The 14983-nt window shown below is 71.5% G+C and carries 16 protein-coding genes; 2 read left to right on the top strand and 14 right to left on the bottom strand.

Translation table 11 applies throughout. The features are described from left to right. Positions 1-13: 13 nt before the first annotated feature. From L2I40_RS00780 to L2I40_RS00740, 9 genes are all read right to left on the bottom strand, one after another. On the bottom strand, positions 14-1327 hold the full coding sequence (locus L2I40_RS00780; protein ID WP_237212947.1) for a cation:proton antiporter: 1314 nt from the start codon (positions 1325-1327) through the stop codon (positions 14-16). Then, positions 1324-1623, bottom strand: coding sequence for a monovalent cation/H+ antiporter complex subunit F (locus tag L2I40_RS00775; protein WP_237212946.1), 300 nt, complete (start codon positions 1621-1623; stop codon positions 1324-1326). The genes L2I40_RS00780 and L2I40_RS00775 overlap by 4 nt, the downstream gene beginning before the upstream one ends. Further along, positions 1620-1946, bottom strand: a complete 327-nt coding sequence (locus tag L2I40_RS00770) for a Na+/H+ antiporter subunit E (RefSeq protein WP_237212945.1) — start codon at positions 1944-1946, stop codon at positions 1620-1622. The genes L2I40_RS00775 and L2I40_RS00770 overlap by 4 nt, the downstream gene beginning before the upstream one ends. Then, positions 1943-3466 (bottom strand): Na+/H+ antiporter subunit D, encoded by a 1524-nt coding sequence (locus L2I40_RS00765; RefSeq protein ID WP_237212944.1) that lies wholly within the window; start codon positions 3464-3466, stop codon positions 1943-1945. Before L2I40_RS00765 ends, L2I40_RS00770 begins: the two co-directional genes overlap by 4 nt. After that, positions 3466-3879: an NADH-quinone oxidoreductase subunit K gene (locus tag L2I40_RS00760; RefSeq protein WP_237212943.1), complete on the bottom strand. Its 414-nt coding sequence runs from the start codon at positions 3877-3879 to the stop codon at positions 3466-3468. The genes L2I40_RS00765 and L2I40_RS00760 overlap by 1 nt, the downstream gene beginning before the upstream one ends. Beyond that, entirely contained in the window at positions 3879-4301 is a 423-nt protein-coding gene (locus L2I40_RS00755; RefSeq protein ID WP_237212942.1) for an MnhB domain-containing protein, read from the bottom strand. The genes L2I40_RS00760 and L2I40_RS00755 overlap by 1 nt, the downstream gene beginning before the upstream one ends. Positions 4302-4305: 4 nt before the next feature. Continuing rightward, a complete protein-coding gene (mbhE, locus tag L2I40_RS00750) occupies positions 4306-6621 on the bottom strand; it encodes a hydrogen gas-evolving membrane-bound hydrogenase subunit E (protein WP_237212941.1) in 2316 nt (771 codons plus the stop codon). A gap of 69 nt (positions 6622-6690) precedes the next feature. Beyond that, entirely contained in the window at positions 6691-7707 is a 1017-nt protein-coding gene (locus tag L2I40_RS00745; RefSeq protein WP_372490973.1) for an EamA family transporter, read from the bottom strand. Positions 7708-7815: 108 nt separating this feature from the next. After that, complete coding sequence (locus tag L2I40_RS00740) at positions 7816-7989, bottom strand: DUF1127 domain-containing protein (protein ID WP_237212939.1); 174 nt, start codon at positions 7987-7989, stop codon at positions 7816-7818. Positions 7990-8388: 399 nt separating this feature from the next. Between L2I40_RS00740 and L2I40_RS00735 the strand changes: the two genes are divergently transcribed. After that, entirely contained in the window at positions 8389-10032 is a 1644-nt protein-coding gene (locus tag L2I40_RS00735) for a winged helix-turn-helix domain-containing tetratricopeptide repeat protein (RefSeq protein ID WP_237212938.1), read from the top strand. Here L2I40_RS00735 and L2I40_RS00730 read toward each other — a convergent pair. The 5 genes from L2I40_RS00730 to L2I40_RS00710 form a co-directional block, all read right to left on the bottom strand. Next, positions 10007-10162: a hypothetical protein gene (locus L2I40_RS00730; RefSeq protein WP_237212937.1), complete on the bottom strand. Its 156-nt coding sequence runs from the start codon at positions 10160-10162 to the stop codon at positions 10007-10009. The two genes, L2I40_RS00735 and L2I40_RS00730, sit on opposite strands and share 26 nt — an antisense overlap. Positions 10163-10209: 47 nt before the next feature. Beyond that, positions 10210-10719, bottom strand: coding sequence for a MaoC family dehydratase (locus tag L2I40_RS00725; protein ID WP_237212936.1), 510 nt, complete (start codon positions 10717-10719; stop codon positions 10210-10212). After that, entirely contained in the window at positions 10719-11882 is a 1164-nt protein-coding gene (locus L2I40_RS00720) for an NAD(P)/FAD-dependent oxidoreductase (protein WP_237212935.1), read from the bottom strand. The genes L2I40_RS00725 and L2I40_RS00720 overlap by 1 nt, the downstream gene beginning before the upstream one ends. A gap of 17 nt (positions 11883-11899) precedes the next feature. Further along, a complete protein-coding gene (locus L2I40_RS00715) occupies positions 11900-13150 on the bottom strand; it encodes an NAD(P)-binding domain-containing protein (protein WP_237212934.1) in 1251 nt (416 codons plus the stop codon). Positions 13151-13213: 63 nt separating this feature from the next. Further along, a complete protein-coding gene (locus L2I40_RS00710; RefSeq protein ID WP_237212933.1) occupies positions 13214-13813 on the bottom strand; it encodes an OsmC family protein in 600 nt (199 codons plus the stop codon). A gap of 300 nt (positions 13814-14113) precedes the next feature. On the opposite strand from L2I40_RS00710, the gene L2I40_RS00705 reads away from it, so the two are divergent. After that, positions 14114-14569 carry a hypothetical protein gene (locus L2I40_RS00705; protein ID WP_237212932.1) on the top strand — a complete coding sequence of 152 codons (456 nt, stop codon included), beginning with the start codon at positions 14114-14116 and terminating at the stop codon, positions 14567-14569. Positions 14570-14983: the final 414 nt, after the last annotated feature.

The following is a 14983-nucleotide window of genomic DNA, read 5'->3' as shown; positions in this document are numbered from 1 at the left end:
TGCCCGCTCCGCGTCAGGGCAAGAGGGTCAGCGGCACCGTGTCGGCGGTGACCTCGTGCACGCAGATGCGGATGCTGTCCAGGAAGCCGTCATGCCGTGTCGAAAGGCAGGACATCACCGCCGCATCGTAGCGGACGAGGCGGGCCCGGAGGTCCGGCGCCTCGAAGTCGAGGTCCAGGGAGGGGAGAACCGCGACGCGCCGGCCATGGGCGCGCAACAGTTCGGCCTGCGAATCGACCATTGCCCGCACGCCGCGGCGGTCATCGGCGAAAGGCTGAATGGAGATGGCCGCCTGCGCCCAGAGGCCCGATCGCAGAAGGCCGGTCGCCAGGGCGCCGCAGGCCTCGGAGGAACCAACGAGCAGGATCACGTCCCGCACCGGACGCACCGACCGGCGCGCAACCCGCAGCACCGGCGCCACGCGTGCGCGCGCAAGGCCCGACGCAATCTCGTCGCGCAGATCGCAGGGTAGGCCGTGCGGCCCGGCGCCGGCCGGCAGCACCACGAGGTCGTGTCCTGCGAGCAGACGAGCGAGCAGGTGGGGCTCCGCTTCCTCGTGCCGCGCCTGCGCATCGAGGCCCGGCTGCGCGGAGATCGCTTCCTGGAACTCCTGCAGCGCAGCCGCGGCGTTCTCGCGCATCTTCGCGCGGCTGCGGCTGGCCAGCCACTCCGACCAGAAGGCACCGCCGACGCCGAGCGGCCCACGCCACTCCCGCGCGGATTGGCCTGCGCCCGAAAGGCCGACGAGTTGCGCGCCCGCGCCGCGCGCGAGCGTGATGGCCTCGGCGGTGGCTTCCGTCTGCGCCGGGCCGCCGACCAGGCAGCACAGGATACGGCGGAGCGCCACGGGCTCGGCCGCTGGCTGCGCGCTCGCGGCCGGACCAGCCGGCCGCCGGAACTCCGGGATGGCGCTCATAGCGGTGTCCTTCGGGAATGGCTCGCGGGCAGTCCAGGATCGCGCGGTGCGAGCCGGGTCGATGTCGAAGACGTTGCGCTGGAGTACGCCCGACAACGCGTCGGTCAGCGACGCGGCACCCAGCGGAGCGCCGGCGACATAGGCGGCGCGGCCCAGGGCGTGCGAGGCGAGCGGGGCCGTCAACACCAGGAAGGTGACAGCCGCCAGCGACGTCGCCAGCGCCCCCGGCGTGCCGAAGGCGAGCCCGGTGCCGAGCAGCAACAGCCCCGCCCCGGCGACGCCGGCCTTGGCTGCCGCATGCATGCGCATGAACGGATCCGTCAGCCGCGCGACGCCGAGCGCGGCCAGCGCCACCACGCTGGCGCCGCCGACGAGCAGCAGCGCCGCCAGGACTTCGACCGCCGCCCTCATTCAGCCGGCTCCTGCGCCGGCGCGACGCTTGCGCGTTCCAGCAGTCGCGCGAACGCGACCGCGCCGAGGAAGCCGACGAGAGCGATGCCGAGGGCAATGTCGAGGAAGGCGGGATGCCAGGCGATCAGCGCGACCAGTGCGGCGATGCAGACGCCGAGCAGCCCGAGCATGTCGGTCGCGATCACGCGGTCTGCCGAGGACGGGCCGGATAGAAGGCGCGCCGCGACGGGGATGCAGCCGAGCGCCACGATAATCGCGGCAATGGCAGCCGCCCAGGGGATCAGGCCGGTGGTCATGGCAACACCTCGCGTGCGCGGGCCTCGAGCGTGGACTTCATCCCGGCGATTGCCGCCTGCCGATCCGGCGCATCGAGCGCGTGGACGTAGAGCGTCCGACCGTCGGCCGAGACTTCGAGGCTGGTGGTGCCGGGCGTCAGGGTGACCATGTCGGCGAAGAGCACGGTCCCGCCCGGCGAGCGGACATCGAGCGGAACGGTCAGGATGGCAGGCCGCAACCGCCCGGGATCGCCGAGAACGGCACGGATCGTCGCCCAGGTGGATTTCGAAAGCTCCGCGACGAAGGTCACGCCGACGCGGATCCAGGCGAGCGCGCGCCTCATGGCAGCACCTCCGCGAGCTGCGTGGGATGCGGGCGCAGGACCGCGGCGATATAGGCCTCGCGGTCGAGCAGCGCCTCCGCGGCGGCGAGCGAGAAGGCGGCAAACGGCTCGGTCCAGAGGCCGATGGTCAGCGTGACGCCGCACAGCAGCACGATCGGCGCGAAGGTCGCGATGCGCTGGCCACGGGTCCACTCGGGGGCCGGCGCGGTGTCCGGCGCAGCCTTCCAGAAGGCCTCGTTCCAGATCTTGATCATGGAATAGAGGGTCAACAGGCCGACGGCGAGCGCCACGCCCGCCAGCACGAACGCCTCCGCCTCCAGCCCCGCACGGATCACGACGAGCTTGCCCCAGAAGCCCGAGAGCGGCGGGATGCCCGCGAGCGACAAGGCGGGAACGAGGAACATCAGCCCGAGCAGCGGCGCCGTCACCCAGAGGCCGCCAAGCCGGGCCAGCGCGAAGGATCCGCCCACCTGCCGCACGGCGCCGGCGACCAGGAAGAGGTTCGCCTTCACCACGATGTGGTGGATCACGTAGAGCACGCTCCCCGCGATCGCGAGCGGGGTCATCAGCGCGACGCCGACGAGCATGTAGCCGATCTGGCTGATGATGTGGAAGCTCAGGATCCGGCGGATGTCGTAGTGCGCCGCTGCACCCAGCACGCCCACCACCATCGTCGCCATGGCGATCACGCCGACCAGCGGCCCGAACAGCGCGTGGTCATGCGCGAAGACCAGCGTGAAGACCCGGATGATCGCGTAGACGCCGACCTTGGTCAGCAGCGCGGCGAAGATCGCCGCAACCGGCATGGAGGCGGTGTGGTAGGAGGCGGGAAGCCAGTTGAACAGCGGGAAGACCGCGGCCTTGGCGCCGAAGGAGATCAGCAGCAGCACCGCCGCCGCCGCCAGAGCGCCCTGGTTCTCCACCTCCGGCGCAACCCGCGCCATGTCGGCGAGGTTCAGCGTGCCCGTCAGGCCGTAGAGCAGGCCGATCGCGAGCAGGAAGAGCGTGGTGCCCACCAGGTTCAGCATCACGTAGCGGATCCCGCCATCCAGCTGCTCCCGCGTGCGATCGAGCACGAGCAGGCCGAAGGAGGCGATCAGCATCACCTCGAACCAGACATAGAGGTTGAACAGGTCGCCGGTGGAGAAGGCGCCGGCCACGCCCAGCAGAAGGGCGTGGAACAGCGGCTGGAACCCGGCCCGGTCGCGCTCCTGCGCGCCGGGGCCCATCGCATAGACCGCCACCGCCAGGCCCATCAGCCCGGTGATGACGAGCATCGCTGCCGACAGGTGATCCACCACGAGCGTGATGCCGAACGGCGCGGGCCAGTTGCCCATCTGCCCCACGACCATGCCGCCGGACAGCACCTCGGCCATCAGGCCGAGCGTCGCGACGAACAGCAGGATGGCGGCGCCGAGGCCGACGCGACGCTGGGCCTCGGGGCGCGACCACAGCATCGCGGTCACCGCACAGGCGACGAGGGGGATCAGGATGGGCGCGGCGAGCAGGAGCTGACGCATCACGCGGCCTCCTTCCGCTCGGCCGCCGGGTTCAGGGCCGGCGCGGCGGGCGCTGCCACGTCGTCGGGCCGCTCCGCCTCGTCCATGTCCTCGGCACTGGCGCTGCCGAACTCGGCATGCGCGCGCATCACCAGTACCAGCGCGAAGGCGGCCAGGCCGAACCCGATCACGATCGCGGTCAGCACCAGCGCCTGCGGCAGCGGGTTTGCCGCATCCGTCGCCAGCGCCTCGGCGCCCGGGGCGACGAGGGGCGGCACCATCGTGCCGGTGCGCCCGGCAGCAAAGATTGAGAGGTTCGCCGCGGTGCCGAGCAGCACGAACCCGAGCAGCGCGCGCGGCAGGTCGCGCGCCAGCAACAGGTAGGCCGCCGCGCCGACGAGGACGCCGATGGTCAGGGCGAATGCCGTCTCCATCAGCGCGCCTCCTCGCCCACCAGGGCGAAGACCATCGCCGTGACCGTGCCGACGACCGTCAGGTAGACGCCGATGTCGAAGACGAGCGCCGTGCCGAGCGGCAGCTTGAAGCCGATATCGGGGAACCACCACCGATGGGTCAGGAAGCCCGCCGCAGGGTCCAGCCAGGCGAGCAGCCCGCTGCCGAGTGCGGCGAGCAGTCCGATCCCGCACCAGGTCGCGGGCGGCAGCCGCATGGCACGCAGCGCCGCCTCCTGCCCGCGGGAGATCGCGTAGAAGACCAGCCCGGCAGAGGCGACCAGCCCGCCCACGAAACCGCCACCTGGGTCGTTGTGGCCGCGGATCAGCAGGTACAGCGAGACCACCATCGGCACCCAGAGCAACAGCGGGGCAGAGACTCGCAGGATGAGGGAGGGGTCCAAGGTCTCAGCTCCCGGGCCGGAGGGGCCGCGCAGCCCCGCGCAAAAGCGCGATGACCGCGAAGGCGGCGATGGCGAGCACCGCGATCTCGCCCAGCGTGTCGAGCGCGCGGAAGTCCACGAGAATGACGTTCACCACGTTGCGGCCGTATCCACCCGGCACGCTGTTCTCCCCGAACCAGACGCCAAGGCGCGGATCGAATGGCGCCGCCAGTACGGCCAGCAGCAGCGCTGCGACGGAGCCGCCAAGGACGAGCGCCACCGCTGCGTCGCCCACTCGCTGCCGCGGCACGCGGACATCGCGCCGCTGGACCGGCAGGCGGATCAGCACGGTCGCCAGGATGACGACCAGCAGCACCTCCACCGTGAACTGCGTCAGCGCGACGTCGGGTGCGCCGTGCATCAGGAACACCAGCGCCGTACCGAAGCCGACCAAACCTACCGCCATCACCGCCGCGAAGGTGCTGCGCGCCATCGCGGTGGCGACGGCGCCAAGCGCGATCAGTCCGAAGGCGAAAGCGCGCGCGTCCAGTCCGACGCCGGCAGGCAAATCCAGCCCGCCACGCGCCACCAGCACCGCCAGCGGCGCAACCGCCGCCACCAGCAGGAGGGTCCGCATGTAGCCTCGCAGGCTGCCATGCTGCACCGTGCGCGTGGTGCCGTCCGCCCATGCCACCAACCCGGCAAGCGCATGCTCGTAGCCGCGCGACGGACCGAGACGGTCCACCGCCGAGACGCCGCGCAAGCGCGGCATCAGCCTCCCCCAGCCCAGCAGGATCAGCAGGCCGAGGCCGATGGTGGCAGCGCTCAGCGCGAGCACCGGCGTGAAGCCGTGCCAGAGCTTCAGCGGAACGTCGACCGGACGGCCGAGGATCGCCGCGGCCGCGCCGTCCAGCAGCAAGGCGCCAACCAGCCCCGGCGCGGCGCCGGCAAGCAGTCCGAGGCCGGCCAGCAGCACTGGGCCGGCCAGCATGGACTTCGGCGGATCGTGGGGGACCCGCGGCGTCGGGCGTTGCGGCCCGAAGAAGATGCGCCAGGAGAGAAGCCCGGCCACCGCCACCATTGCGGCGTTGACCAGGAATCCGATGCCCGCGACCACGGCAGCGGCCCCGCCCGCCGCCAGCTTCGCCTCGTAGACGATCTCCTTCGCGACGAAGCCGACGAAGGGTGGCAGCCCGGCCATCGAGAACGCCGCGAGCACCGCCGCCGCGGCGGTCCAGGGCATCGCGCCGCGCAGGCCGCCAAGGGCGGATGCGTCGCGCGTGCCAGTCTCGTGGTCCAGGATGCCGGCGACGAGGAACAGCGCGGCCTTGTAGAGCGCATGGACCAGCAGGAAGGTCACCGCCGCGGTCGCCGCCAGGTCGGGCGCTATGCCGATCAGCAGCACGAGCGTGCCGAGCGCGGTGACGGTCGTGTGGGCCAGGACGCGCTTGAGGTCCGTCTCGCGCAGCGCGAGCAAGGCGCCCGTCGCGGCGGTCAGCAGCCCCGCTCCGGTCAGCAGGTCCTGCCACAGCGCTTCGGTCTGGTAGACGGGATTGAGCCTCGCGAGCAGGTAGACGCCGAGCTTCACCATCGTGGCGGAGTGCAGGTAGGCCGAGACCGGCGTCGGGGCCGCCATCGCGTTCGGCAGCCAGAAGTGGAACGGGAACTGCGCCGACTTCGTGAAGCAGCCGAGCAGCACGAGCAGCATCGCCGGCACCGCTGCCGGGTGCGCCAGCACGGCTTCCCGTGCGGCGATGATGCCGGACAGGCTGGTCGTGCCCGCCGCCACCGCGACAAGGATAAGCCCCGCCAGCAGTGCCAGCCCACCGCCACCCGTGATCAGCAGCGCCTGCAGCGCCGCCTTGCGCGCGGCCGGCTTCTCGTGGTCGTAGCCGACGAGGAAGAACGAGGCGATGCTCGTCAGTTCCCAGAAGACGAAGAGCGTGATGACGTCGTCGGCCGTCACCGCGCCAAGCATGGACACCATGAACACAAGCAGCAGGACGACGAGGCGCGTCAGCCGCGGATCGCCTTGCAGATAGCGCCCGGCGTAAAGCAGCACCAGCGCGCCGATGCCCGTGATGAGCAGCACGAAGAGCAGCGACAAGCCGTCGAGGCGCAAGCCGCCATCGATGCCAAGGGACGGCACCGCCCAGAACGGTGTCGCCGGCACGCTGCCCCCGGCTCCGATGGACACCAGGAGATAGACCAGCAAACCGAGCGCGGCAGCGACAGATCCGGCCACAGCGGCGCGATGGCCACGGAGGCGCGCGGCCAAGCCGGCCGCCAGGAGACCGACGCCAAGCGGGAGGATCAGGGCGATGTCGAGAACGGCCATCATCGGCCAGGCCGTTCCAACTACCATGCCAAGGCTACAGCCGCCGCGAAAAGGCCGGCTTCTCTCGAGATATCAAGAAGTTGCAGTCGTCTTTCGTCGCGCGCCCGCCAATCCGCCGTTCACGCGGCGAAACGCGAGGCGCGCCGGATGTTCGCGAACGTGAACGCTCCGCGTGCCCAGGACTCCTGCATCTTGATGGCACGGCGCCGTCGTCCAGGCCCGCGACGGCGCACTGGCCGCGAGCAGGACGCCGAGCGTGGCCATCGCCAGGCCGAGTGCAACATCCGTCTCCGGCACCTCGCCGAGCAGCAGCAGGCCGAACAGGGCCGCCGCGACAGGACTGAGCGCGCCGAAGGCCGAAGCCCGGGCCGCACCCAGCCTTGCGACGGCAGCCGCAAAGGCCACGGGCGCCAAGGTACCCGACAGCCCGCCCTGCCACATCGCCTGCAGGCCGATCTCCTGCCAGCCGACCAGATGGAGGCCAGGCTCCAGCACCAACAGATAGGCCGGCGCGAAGCACAGCACGGAGCCGAGGCTCACCAGCGCGGCAGCCTCCAGCGGCATCAACCCTGCCCCGCGCAGAGCCAGAGTGTAGAGCGCCGAGAGCCAGGAGGCTGCAATCAGCAGCGCCGGCGCGCGCCAGCTCATGCCGCCCACGAAGGCGGGCCCGGCCACCAGCGCGACCGCAAGCGCGATCAACGCAAGTCCACCCATCTGCGCCAGGGAAAGGCGGGCCGCGCCTCGACGACCCGGCAAAGCGGACGCCGCAGCCACCCACAGCGGCACGGTGCCCGGCAGCAGTACTCCGGCATCCGCCACGGAGGCTTCCCGAAGACCGGCGCCCGCCAGCAGCACGAATGGCGCGCCGCCACCTGCGATCAATGCCAGCAGCCCCAGCCACTGCCCTTGCGAGAGCCGGCGGGCAGCGCGCCAACCGAGCGGCAGCAGCAGCGCCGCCGGCCCGATGAAGCGCAGCAGCGCGATGTCGTGTGGACCGAGCCCGGATTCGGTCTCGGCCACGCCGAGGCGTGTCACGGCAAGGGCGCCACCCCAGATCGAGGCAGCCATCAGCCCCGCGGCAACGCCCATGGCGGCACGTGGCGCACATGGGACGGACGGCGCTGCCAGGAGTGAACGCGCAGAACTCTGGCTCATGGGAACTGTCTCCGTTCGCCGGGGCGCGCCCCGGCCAGCGTGTCAGGCGATCCAGAAGGGTTTCCTGGCTTCCGCGACCGCCTCGCCGTGGCTGATCCCGATGTCGCGCAACTCGCGATCGGTCAGGGCAAGCAGCGTGCAGCGCTCCTCGGCGCGAGCGCGCCAGGCGGCGATGGTCCGGATGAAGGGCAAGCGATGGGTTCTGTGGCGGGTCATGGCATGTTCTCCTCTCCCTGCCGGGTCAGGCCGTGTCGTCGCGGCCAGCGCCCTTGTGGGCCGCCCGCGCCGGATCCGCTTGGCGGCAGGCTTGGCGGGACCTTGAGATCTCCTGGATTTCCGAGGGGGGCACGCAGCGCTGCGCGTGGGCTCCGTGGCGCTCATGTCGCTGCGCGTTTCGCAGGACCGGACGAGTCACGTTCCGGCCTGCCCGGCCGCAATGCCGCCTCGCCGCAGCGTGATGGCGCCGGGCGGACCTGCCTGCGCTAGAGCGGACCGATGGGCGGGCTGAGCCGTCCGGCACCGAACCGCCACAGGCGGTCCGGGCGCCGGCAAGCCCGGCCCGCAAGGCTCCGTGTTCCGATGGCGGAGAACGCGACCAGGACTGGCAGGGCAGCCATGAGGCTCGGTTTCGGCGCGCACGAGGTGGATCTGCGGCGGCAGGAGTTGCGGCGCGGGACCGAGGTCGTGCACGTCGAGCCGCAGGTCTTCGCCCTGCTCGTCCACCTGCTCCGCCATCGCGACCGCGTCGTCAGCAAGGACGAGTTGTTCGACACCATCTGGGAGGGTCGCATCGTCTCTGAGGCGGCGCTCAGCAGCCGCATCAACGCCGCTCGCAAGGCGGTGGGCGACGACGGCGATCGGCAGGACGTCATCCGCACCATCCACAAGCGCGGCTTCCGCTTCGTCGCGGAGGTGCAGGAGATACCCGACGGCGCAGACGCGCGCGGACCGCGCGATGCATCCGCGCCAGGAGCAGGCGAGGCCGTTCGGCCACCTGCACCGGAAGCCACGTGCTCGCCCCGGCCCTCCATCGTCGTGCTGCCCTTCTCCAATCTCACCCCGGAACCCGACACCGAGTATTTCGCCTATGGCTTGACCGAGGACATCGTCCGGCTGCTGGCCCGGCATCGCTGGCTCGACGTGCTCAGCCGGCACTCCGGCGCGCCCTACAAGGGCCGCGAGGTGGATGCGCGCGAGATCGGCACGGCGCTCGGGGTGCGCTACATCGTCGAGGGCAGCGTCTGGCGCCGCGCCGGTCGGGTGCGCATCACCGCGGACCTGATCTGCGCCGAAACCGGCCGGCAGCTCTGGTCGGACACGCATGAGTTCGCGCTTGACGACCTGCTCGAGATACAGCGCAGCATGGCGGAGCAGATCGCGGCCACGATCGAGCCGGAACTCGGCCGGCTGGAGCGCGAGGCTGCCGTGCGACGACCGCCGCGCAACTTCGACGCCTGGGACTGCTATCAGCGCGGGCTATGGCACCTGTGGGGGTTCACCGTCCCCGGCATGGAGGAGGCGCAGGCGATGTTTCGCCGCGCGCTGGAGATCGACCCGGGCTTCGCGCGGGCACATGGCGCCCTGGCCTATGTGCATCTGCAGAGCGCGGTGATGCGGCCACCGCAAGACCGAGCCGCCCTGATCGAAGCCGCGATGCGGGAGGCACGGACGGCCGTCGCACTGGACGCCCAGGACTGCATGAACCTCTGCGTGCTGGGTCGCGCCCATGCCTTCCTGCAGGACTATGAAGAGGCGGTCGCACTGCTCGAGCAATCGGTCGAGCTGAATCCGAGCTTCGCCCAGGCCTGGTACGCGCTGGGCTTCACGCTGATCTTCTGCGGCCGCGAGGAGGAGGCGATCGCCTGCATCGAGCGAGCGACCGATCTCAGCCCACGCGACCCACACATCTCGAGCTTCCACGCATTCCGCGCCATGGCGCATCTGTTCCTGGGCGATCTCGACGCTGCCGCGGCCTTCGCCCGACAGGGAACCCGCGTGCCGAACGCGAAGCATTGGCCCTTTGCGGTGCATGTCGCCGCGCTCGGGCTGCTGGGGCGGTCGGCAGAAGCGCGGCGAGCGGTGAACGAGCTGCGCGAGCGGTATCCGCAATATACGGCTGCGACGGCGCGCGGCGACTTCTTCTTCTGCCGCGACGCCGCGCTCATCGAGCGCTTCGTCGAGGGGCTGAAGCAGGCGGGCCTGGAGGATGGCCCGCCCGATGCGGGCCAGGGCGTCAGCCGCAGGGGAGGAACTCCCTGACCTCACGCCAGATCGCTTCGCGCTCAGCGCGGGCCTGTGCCAAGGCGCGATCCGTCAGGGCGCGGCCGGCGATATGTTTCATCCACTCCGCCCCGGTGCGATGGCGAATGGCGACGGGTGTATCGATCATCACTCTCTCTCCTTCACGTCACCCGGCCCGACGGCCGGTTCCAGACCCTAGGGGCTGCGCGGCGGCTCCGCTTGGAGACCGGCGTCGGACTGCATGGATTTCGCGTGGAGATTTGCCGCGCGGCGCAGCGGCGCCGTCCAGGTCACGGCGCTGCCAGCCAGGCACGTCTCTCCGGCGCCGTTCCGCACCGTGGTCCGCAGCGTGCAGATCGGCTTGTCGTCGCGCACCGACGTCACTTCGACGACCGCCTCGATCTCGTCGCCGACGCGCACTGCCTTGATGAAGCGCCACTCGACGCCGAGGAAGACGCTGCCTGGTCCAGGCAGGTCCTCCGCCACAACGGCGTTGAGCAGGCCCGAGGTGACGCCGCCCTGAACAATCAAGCCGCCGAATGGCGTGCATCCGGCAAGCACGGGGTCGAAATGCAGCGGGTTCCGATCGCCCGTCATCTCGGCGAAGAGCTCGACATCCCGCATGCTGGTGGTGCGCCGGCGGGTTGCGCGCTGCCCGACGGCAGGCCGGCCGAAGAGCGTCAAGGCCCAGGGGTGCCCATCCATCAGGCGGCCTCCTGAACCGGCGCCCCGCCTCCGGCGAGCATATGCGCGACCTCCTGCTTCATGGCCTGGTTCAGGGCCTTGTGCAGATCCTGCAGCGTCGCAAGGTCCCATTCGAAGCTCGCAATCGCGTCGGTCGCCTCGAACAGGGGCATGGAGAGCGCATCGCGCGCCGCGCCGTAAGCCGCGAATGCTGCCTCGGTGCCCGCCGTCACGGCGTCGGCAAGCAGTTCGGCATCGCGCAACGCATCGGTGATTCCGTGCGCCGTCAGCGGATCCTTGAAGTAGCCGGCGTCGCCGACCAACGCCCAGCCCGGCCCCGCGGGCCGGCGGAAGAAGCCACGGCGGCCGGCGAACACCGAGATGGCTCCAGCCCGGCTGCCATGCCCGACGCGCTCCGCCAATGCGGGCGATACGGCGCGCAGCAGCGCCTCGAAACCGGCCATCGGCGCCCCGCGCAGCGTCGTGCGGTATGTCTCGGGCGGAACGGAGACGAAGACGCAATGCAGCCCGGCATTGGTCGGGATCGCCCCGACGCCCGCGCCCGGCACGTAATGCCAGTGGTAGCCTTCCGTGCCGACTCCCGACCAATAGCCGAAGGCCGTCGCGGTGGCGTGGCGCGCCTCGCGCAGCATGGGCGCGCCGGCCAGACGCGCCACCGTGGAGCCCACGCCGTCCGCGCCGATCACGAGATCGGCGGAACTCTCCCGTCGCCGCCCTTGGGCATCCAGGGAGATGGCGCCTGTCACCCGCGCGCCTTCTTGCACCAGGCCCAGGACGGTCTCGCCATGGCGCAGCTCGGCTCCAGCCTCGACGGCGGCATCCACGAGGATCGCGTCGAGCACCGACCGGCGCGGCGCGAACAGCGCGTCCACGCCGTCGCCGGGCTTCACGGCGATTCTCAGCTCGTCGGCGCCATAGTGGAAGCTGGTGCTGCGGATCGGTGGCGTGCCCGCCGCCAGAAGCCGCGGCACCAACCCCCAGCGTGCGAGCTGGAGGACCGCGCCACGCATCAGCGCGTGAGTGGAGAGCGTCTCGCTGCCGTAGGTGCCGCGGTCGAGCAACAGAACGCGCAGTCCCTTCCGCGCGAGCAGCATCGCAGTGGCAGCTCCGGCGCAGCGCGCGCCCACGATCACGGCGTCGTAATGGCGACCGGAACTCGGCATGGCGGTCTCTCCCTGTGTCATGCAGCGTTGCGCGGCAGGGGGCGCCGGGCGGCGAGGTAGCCGGCTGCGTCCGCTGCGAGTGCGGTGGCATCGGCGCCCACGCCGCCGATGAAGTTGGACGAGCGCCGGCGCAGGAAGCGCAGCCCGATGACATAGAGACCAGGCGAGGGCGTGACGCCGCCGCGATGGCGCAGCTCCCCTGTCTCGTCGACAAGACCGGGGACGTGCAGCCAGACCGTGTCGCGCCGATACCCGGTGGCCCAGACGATGCTGCGGATGCGCTCCGCGCCGAGGTCGAGGACCGCCGCGCCAGCGCCGAAGCCCCGCGGCATCGACGGCCAGCGCTCGCGAGGTGCGCCGATGGCGTCGGCCAACGGGTCGATCCGCGCCAGCATGCTCTCGAGCGGCCGCTGCGCGCCGGCCACGTTCTCGGCGAGGTCGCCGGCGAACTGCACAACCCGCCCGGCGGCGCCGCGCATCCGTCCGACCACGCGCACCCCCAAGGCGCGCAGTGTGGGCAGATCGAGGTCGCGAGGCGGCGGCCCGCCGACCAGTTGCAGCGAGGGTTGGGCACGCGCCCTTGCCAGGTCCGGCTGATCCTCGGCACGGTCTTCCAGCATCCCGGCGCGGTCCATCCACCACCAGATGTCTCGCCCGCGATAGCTGCGCGGTGCGCGGGTGTGGCGGCCTGCGGCGAGCACCACAGGGCGGCCCGAGAGGCGCAGCTCTTCCGCGATCTGGAGCGCCGAGGCCGCCGCGCCGACGACCAGCACGCCCCCATCGGGCAGCGCGCCCGGGTTTCGGTAGGCGGACGGCGTCAGCTGGACCACGGATGGGCAAAGCGCTGCGGCGAAGCGCGGCACCGCAGGCAGCCCGCAATGGCCCGTGGCGATGATCACCGCGCGGGCGCGCCAGGTGCCCCGGCTTGTCTCCAGCAGGTAGCCGCCCACGAAGGGACGCAGCGCGCGCACGGCGGTCGCCTCCTCGACGGGCGCGGCGAAACTCCGGGCGTAGGAGTCGAGGAAGCCGACCACCTCCGGCATGGTCATGAATCCGTCGGGATCGGGGCCGCGATAGGCGTGCCCGGGCAGCCGGTTCATCCAGTTGGGGGTCAGCAGCCTGAGGCTGTCCCAGCGCTCGCTCCGCCAGCGCTCCGCGAGGCGGCCACGCTCCAGAACCACGTGCGCCACGCCGAAGCGGGCAAGCTCATGGCTCGCGGCTAGGCCGGCCTGACCGCCGCCGACCACGATGGCGTCGATGCTGCGCATGGCGCTGGTCCCGATGATTAAGAGGGGAGCGTCCGGCCGCCTGCGGCGGGCCGGACGCAGAGGTCAGGCCTTCGCGCCGACGATCACCGGAAGGCCGGCGGTCAGCATGTCGAACACGGCAGACCGTGCGACCGACTGCTGCACGATCTCCTGGAGCTTCGCGGGCGGGGCATTCCCGGCCAGTTCGAAGGTCACGCGGATGGCCTCGAAGCCGTTCCGCACCGTCCCGGAGAGGCCGAGGATGCCCTGGAGGTCCATCTCGCCCTCGAGATGCGCCTCGCACTTGGTGAGCGTCACCCCGCGCGCGGCAGCGATGTTGGCGATGCCCGCGGTCAGGCAGCCGGCCAAGGCGTGCAGGAGCCACTCGACCGGTGTCGGCCCCTCGTCCTCGCCGCAAAGCACGGCGGGATGGTCGCTGTGCGCGATGGTCGGCATCTTGTGCAGGTGCTCACCGCCGGCGCCGGAGAAGCCGGAGAGGGTGCCCTCCATATGCGTGCCGGAGACCCAGCGCGTGTCCGCACGGAAACAGAACCGCGCGAGCTCGGGCTGGCCCTTCACGACGTTGATCGTCGCGAAGAGCGCAGGGGTGTTCACGCCGTGGCTGGGCGCGGGCGGAGCCTTGCCGGCGGGCGGGGCGGTCATCATCGCGGCGGTGGCGGACATGGATCGTCTCCTGATGGCCGGCGGGGAATCCCAGCCGGGGGTGGCCTTGCCGATGCGCCGCGCCGCGCCGGCGGGCTTCGCCGGCCCCGCGGCGGGGCGTGGCGGGATGATGGCCGCCTCCAGCGGCGGTGGCTTGGAGACCGGCTTGAGAAGCCCTGGAGATCGCCTGGATTCCGCGCCGCAGGTGGCGGATGGGGAGGCGGCGGCACGCGCTTCGGAGCGCCGAGGCGATCTCCGGACCGCGCGGAACCCTCTGCCGGGCAACGGGTTTTGCGGGGTGCGCCAGCAGGACGCCCTGCCATGCCCTCTCTTCCCGATACTTCCGACCGGATCCGGCGCAACACCGCCGAGGCGGTGAATCGCCGCATCGCCGAGGGCACCGCCCATCGCGTTGCCTTTCTCGCGCAGCATCCCGACTTCATCGACCGGCGGCTGCGGGAACTCGACGCGGAGTGGGACACCGAGCGGGTGCTGGAGGCCAACGCCGCGACGATCGCTCTGGCGGGGACGCTGCTCGGCTTGATGGGCGACCGGCGGTTCCTCGCCGTTCCCGTCGTGGTGACGGGGTTTCTCCTTCAGCACGCCCTGCAGGGCTGGTGCCCGCCCTTGCCTGTGATCCGTCGCATGGGGGTCCGCACCGCCCGGGAGATCGAGACGGAGCGGGCGGCGCTGAAGGCAATCCGAGGCGACTTCGCGCAACTGACGGGACTGCGCGGCGCGCCGATCCACGCCGAGGGCGGTCTGACAACCGCCTGACGCTGAGTCGGGGCACAGGCGCGCACCGTGCCCCGATCGGCGCGACAACCACGCCGCTCGTCACGTTCACGAGATCGGCGCGGCCGGCCGGCGCGGCCCTTCGATCGAGCGCTGCATTCGGCATCTCCGCCCGCACTGTCGGCGGCGGGTCGCGTCAGCACGCGGCGGCGACGCGCGAGCAGTCCCGGAACCGACAGGGCCCGGGCCCTGCGCCATGCGCGAATCGGACAAACGCTGCGCGAAGCGGCACGCGCGGCGGGCGGAGAGCTGCCAAGCTCGGGTGGCACCGACACGGTGAAGGACACACGTGATGCCGAAGCGCCACCTCATGGTCATGCCGGCCGCCGCGCTGGCCCTGTCGCTCGCCGCCTGCGGCCAGCCCCGGCTGCCCCCGCCCTGCACCCCGGCTTGATC

The organism is Falsiroseomonas oryziterrae (assembly GCF_021864505.1).
GTDB lineage: Bacteria > Pseudomonadota > Alphaproteobacteria > Acetobacterales > Acetobacteraceae > Falsiroseomonas > Falsiroseomonas oryziterrae.
The sequence above is the reverse complement of the archived record's forward strand: the minus strand, read 5'-3'. Positions and strand labels throughout refer to the sequence as shown.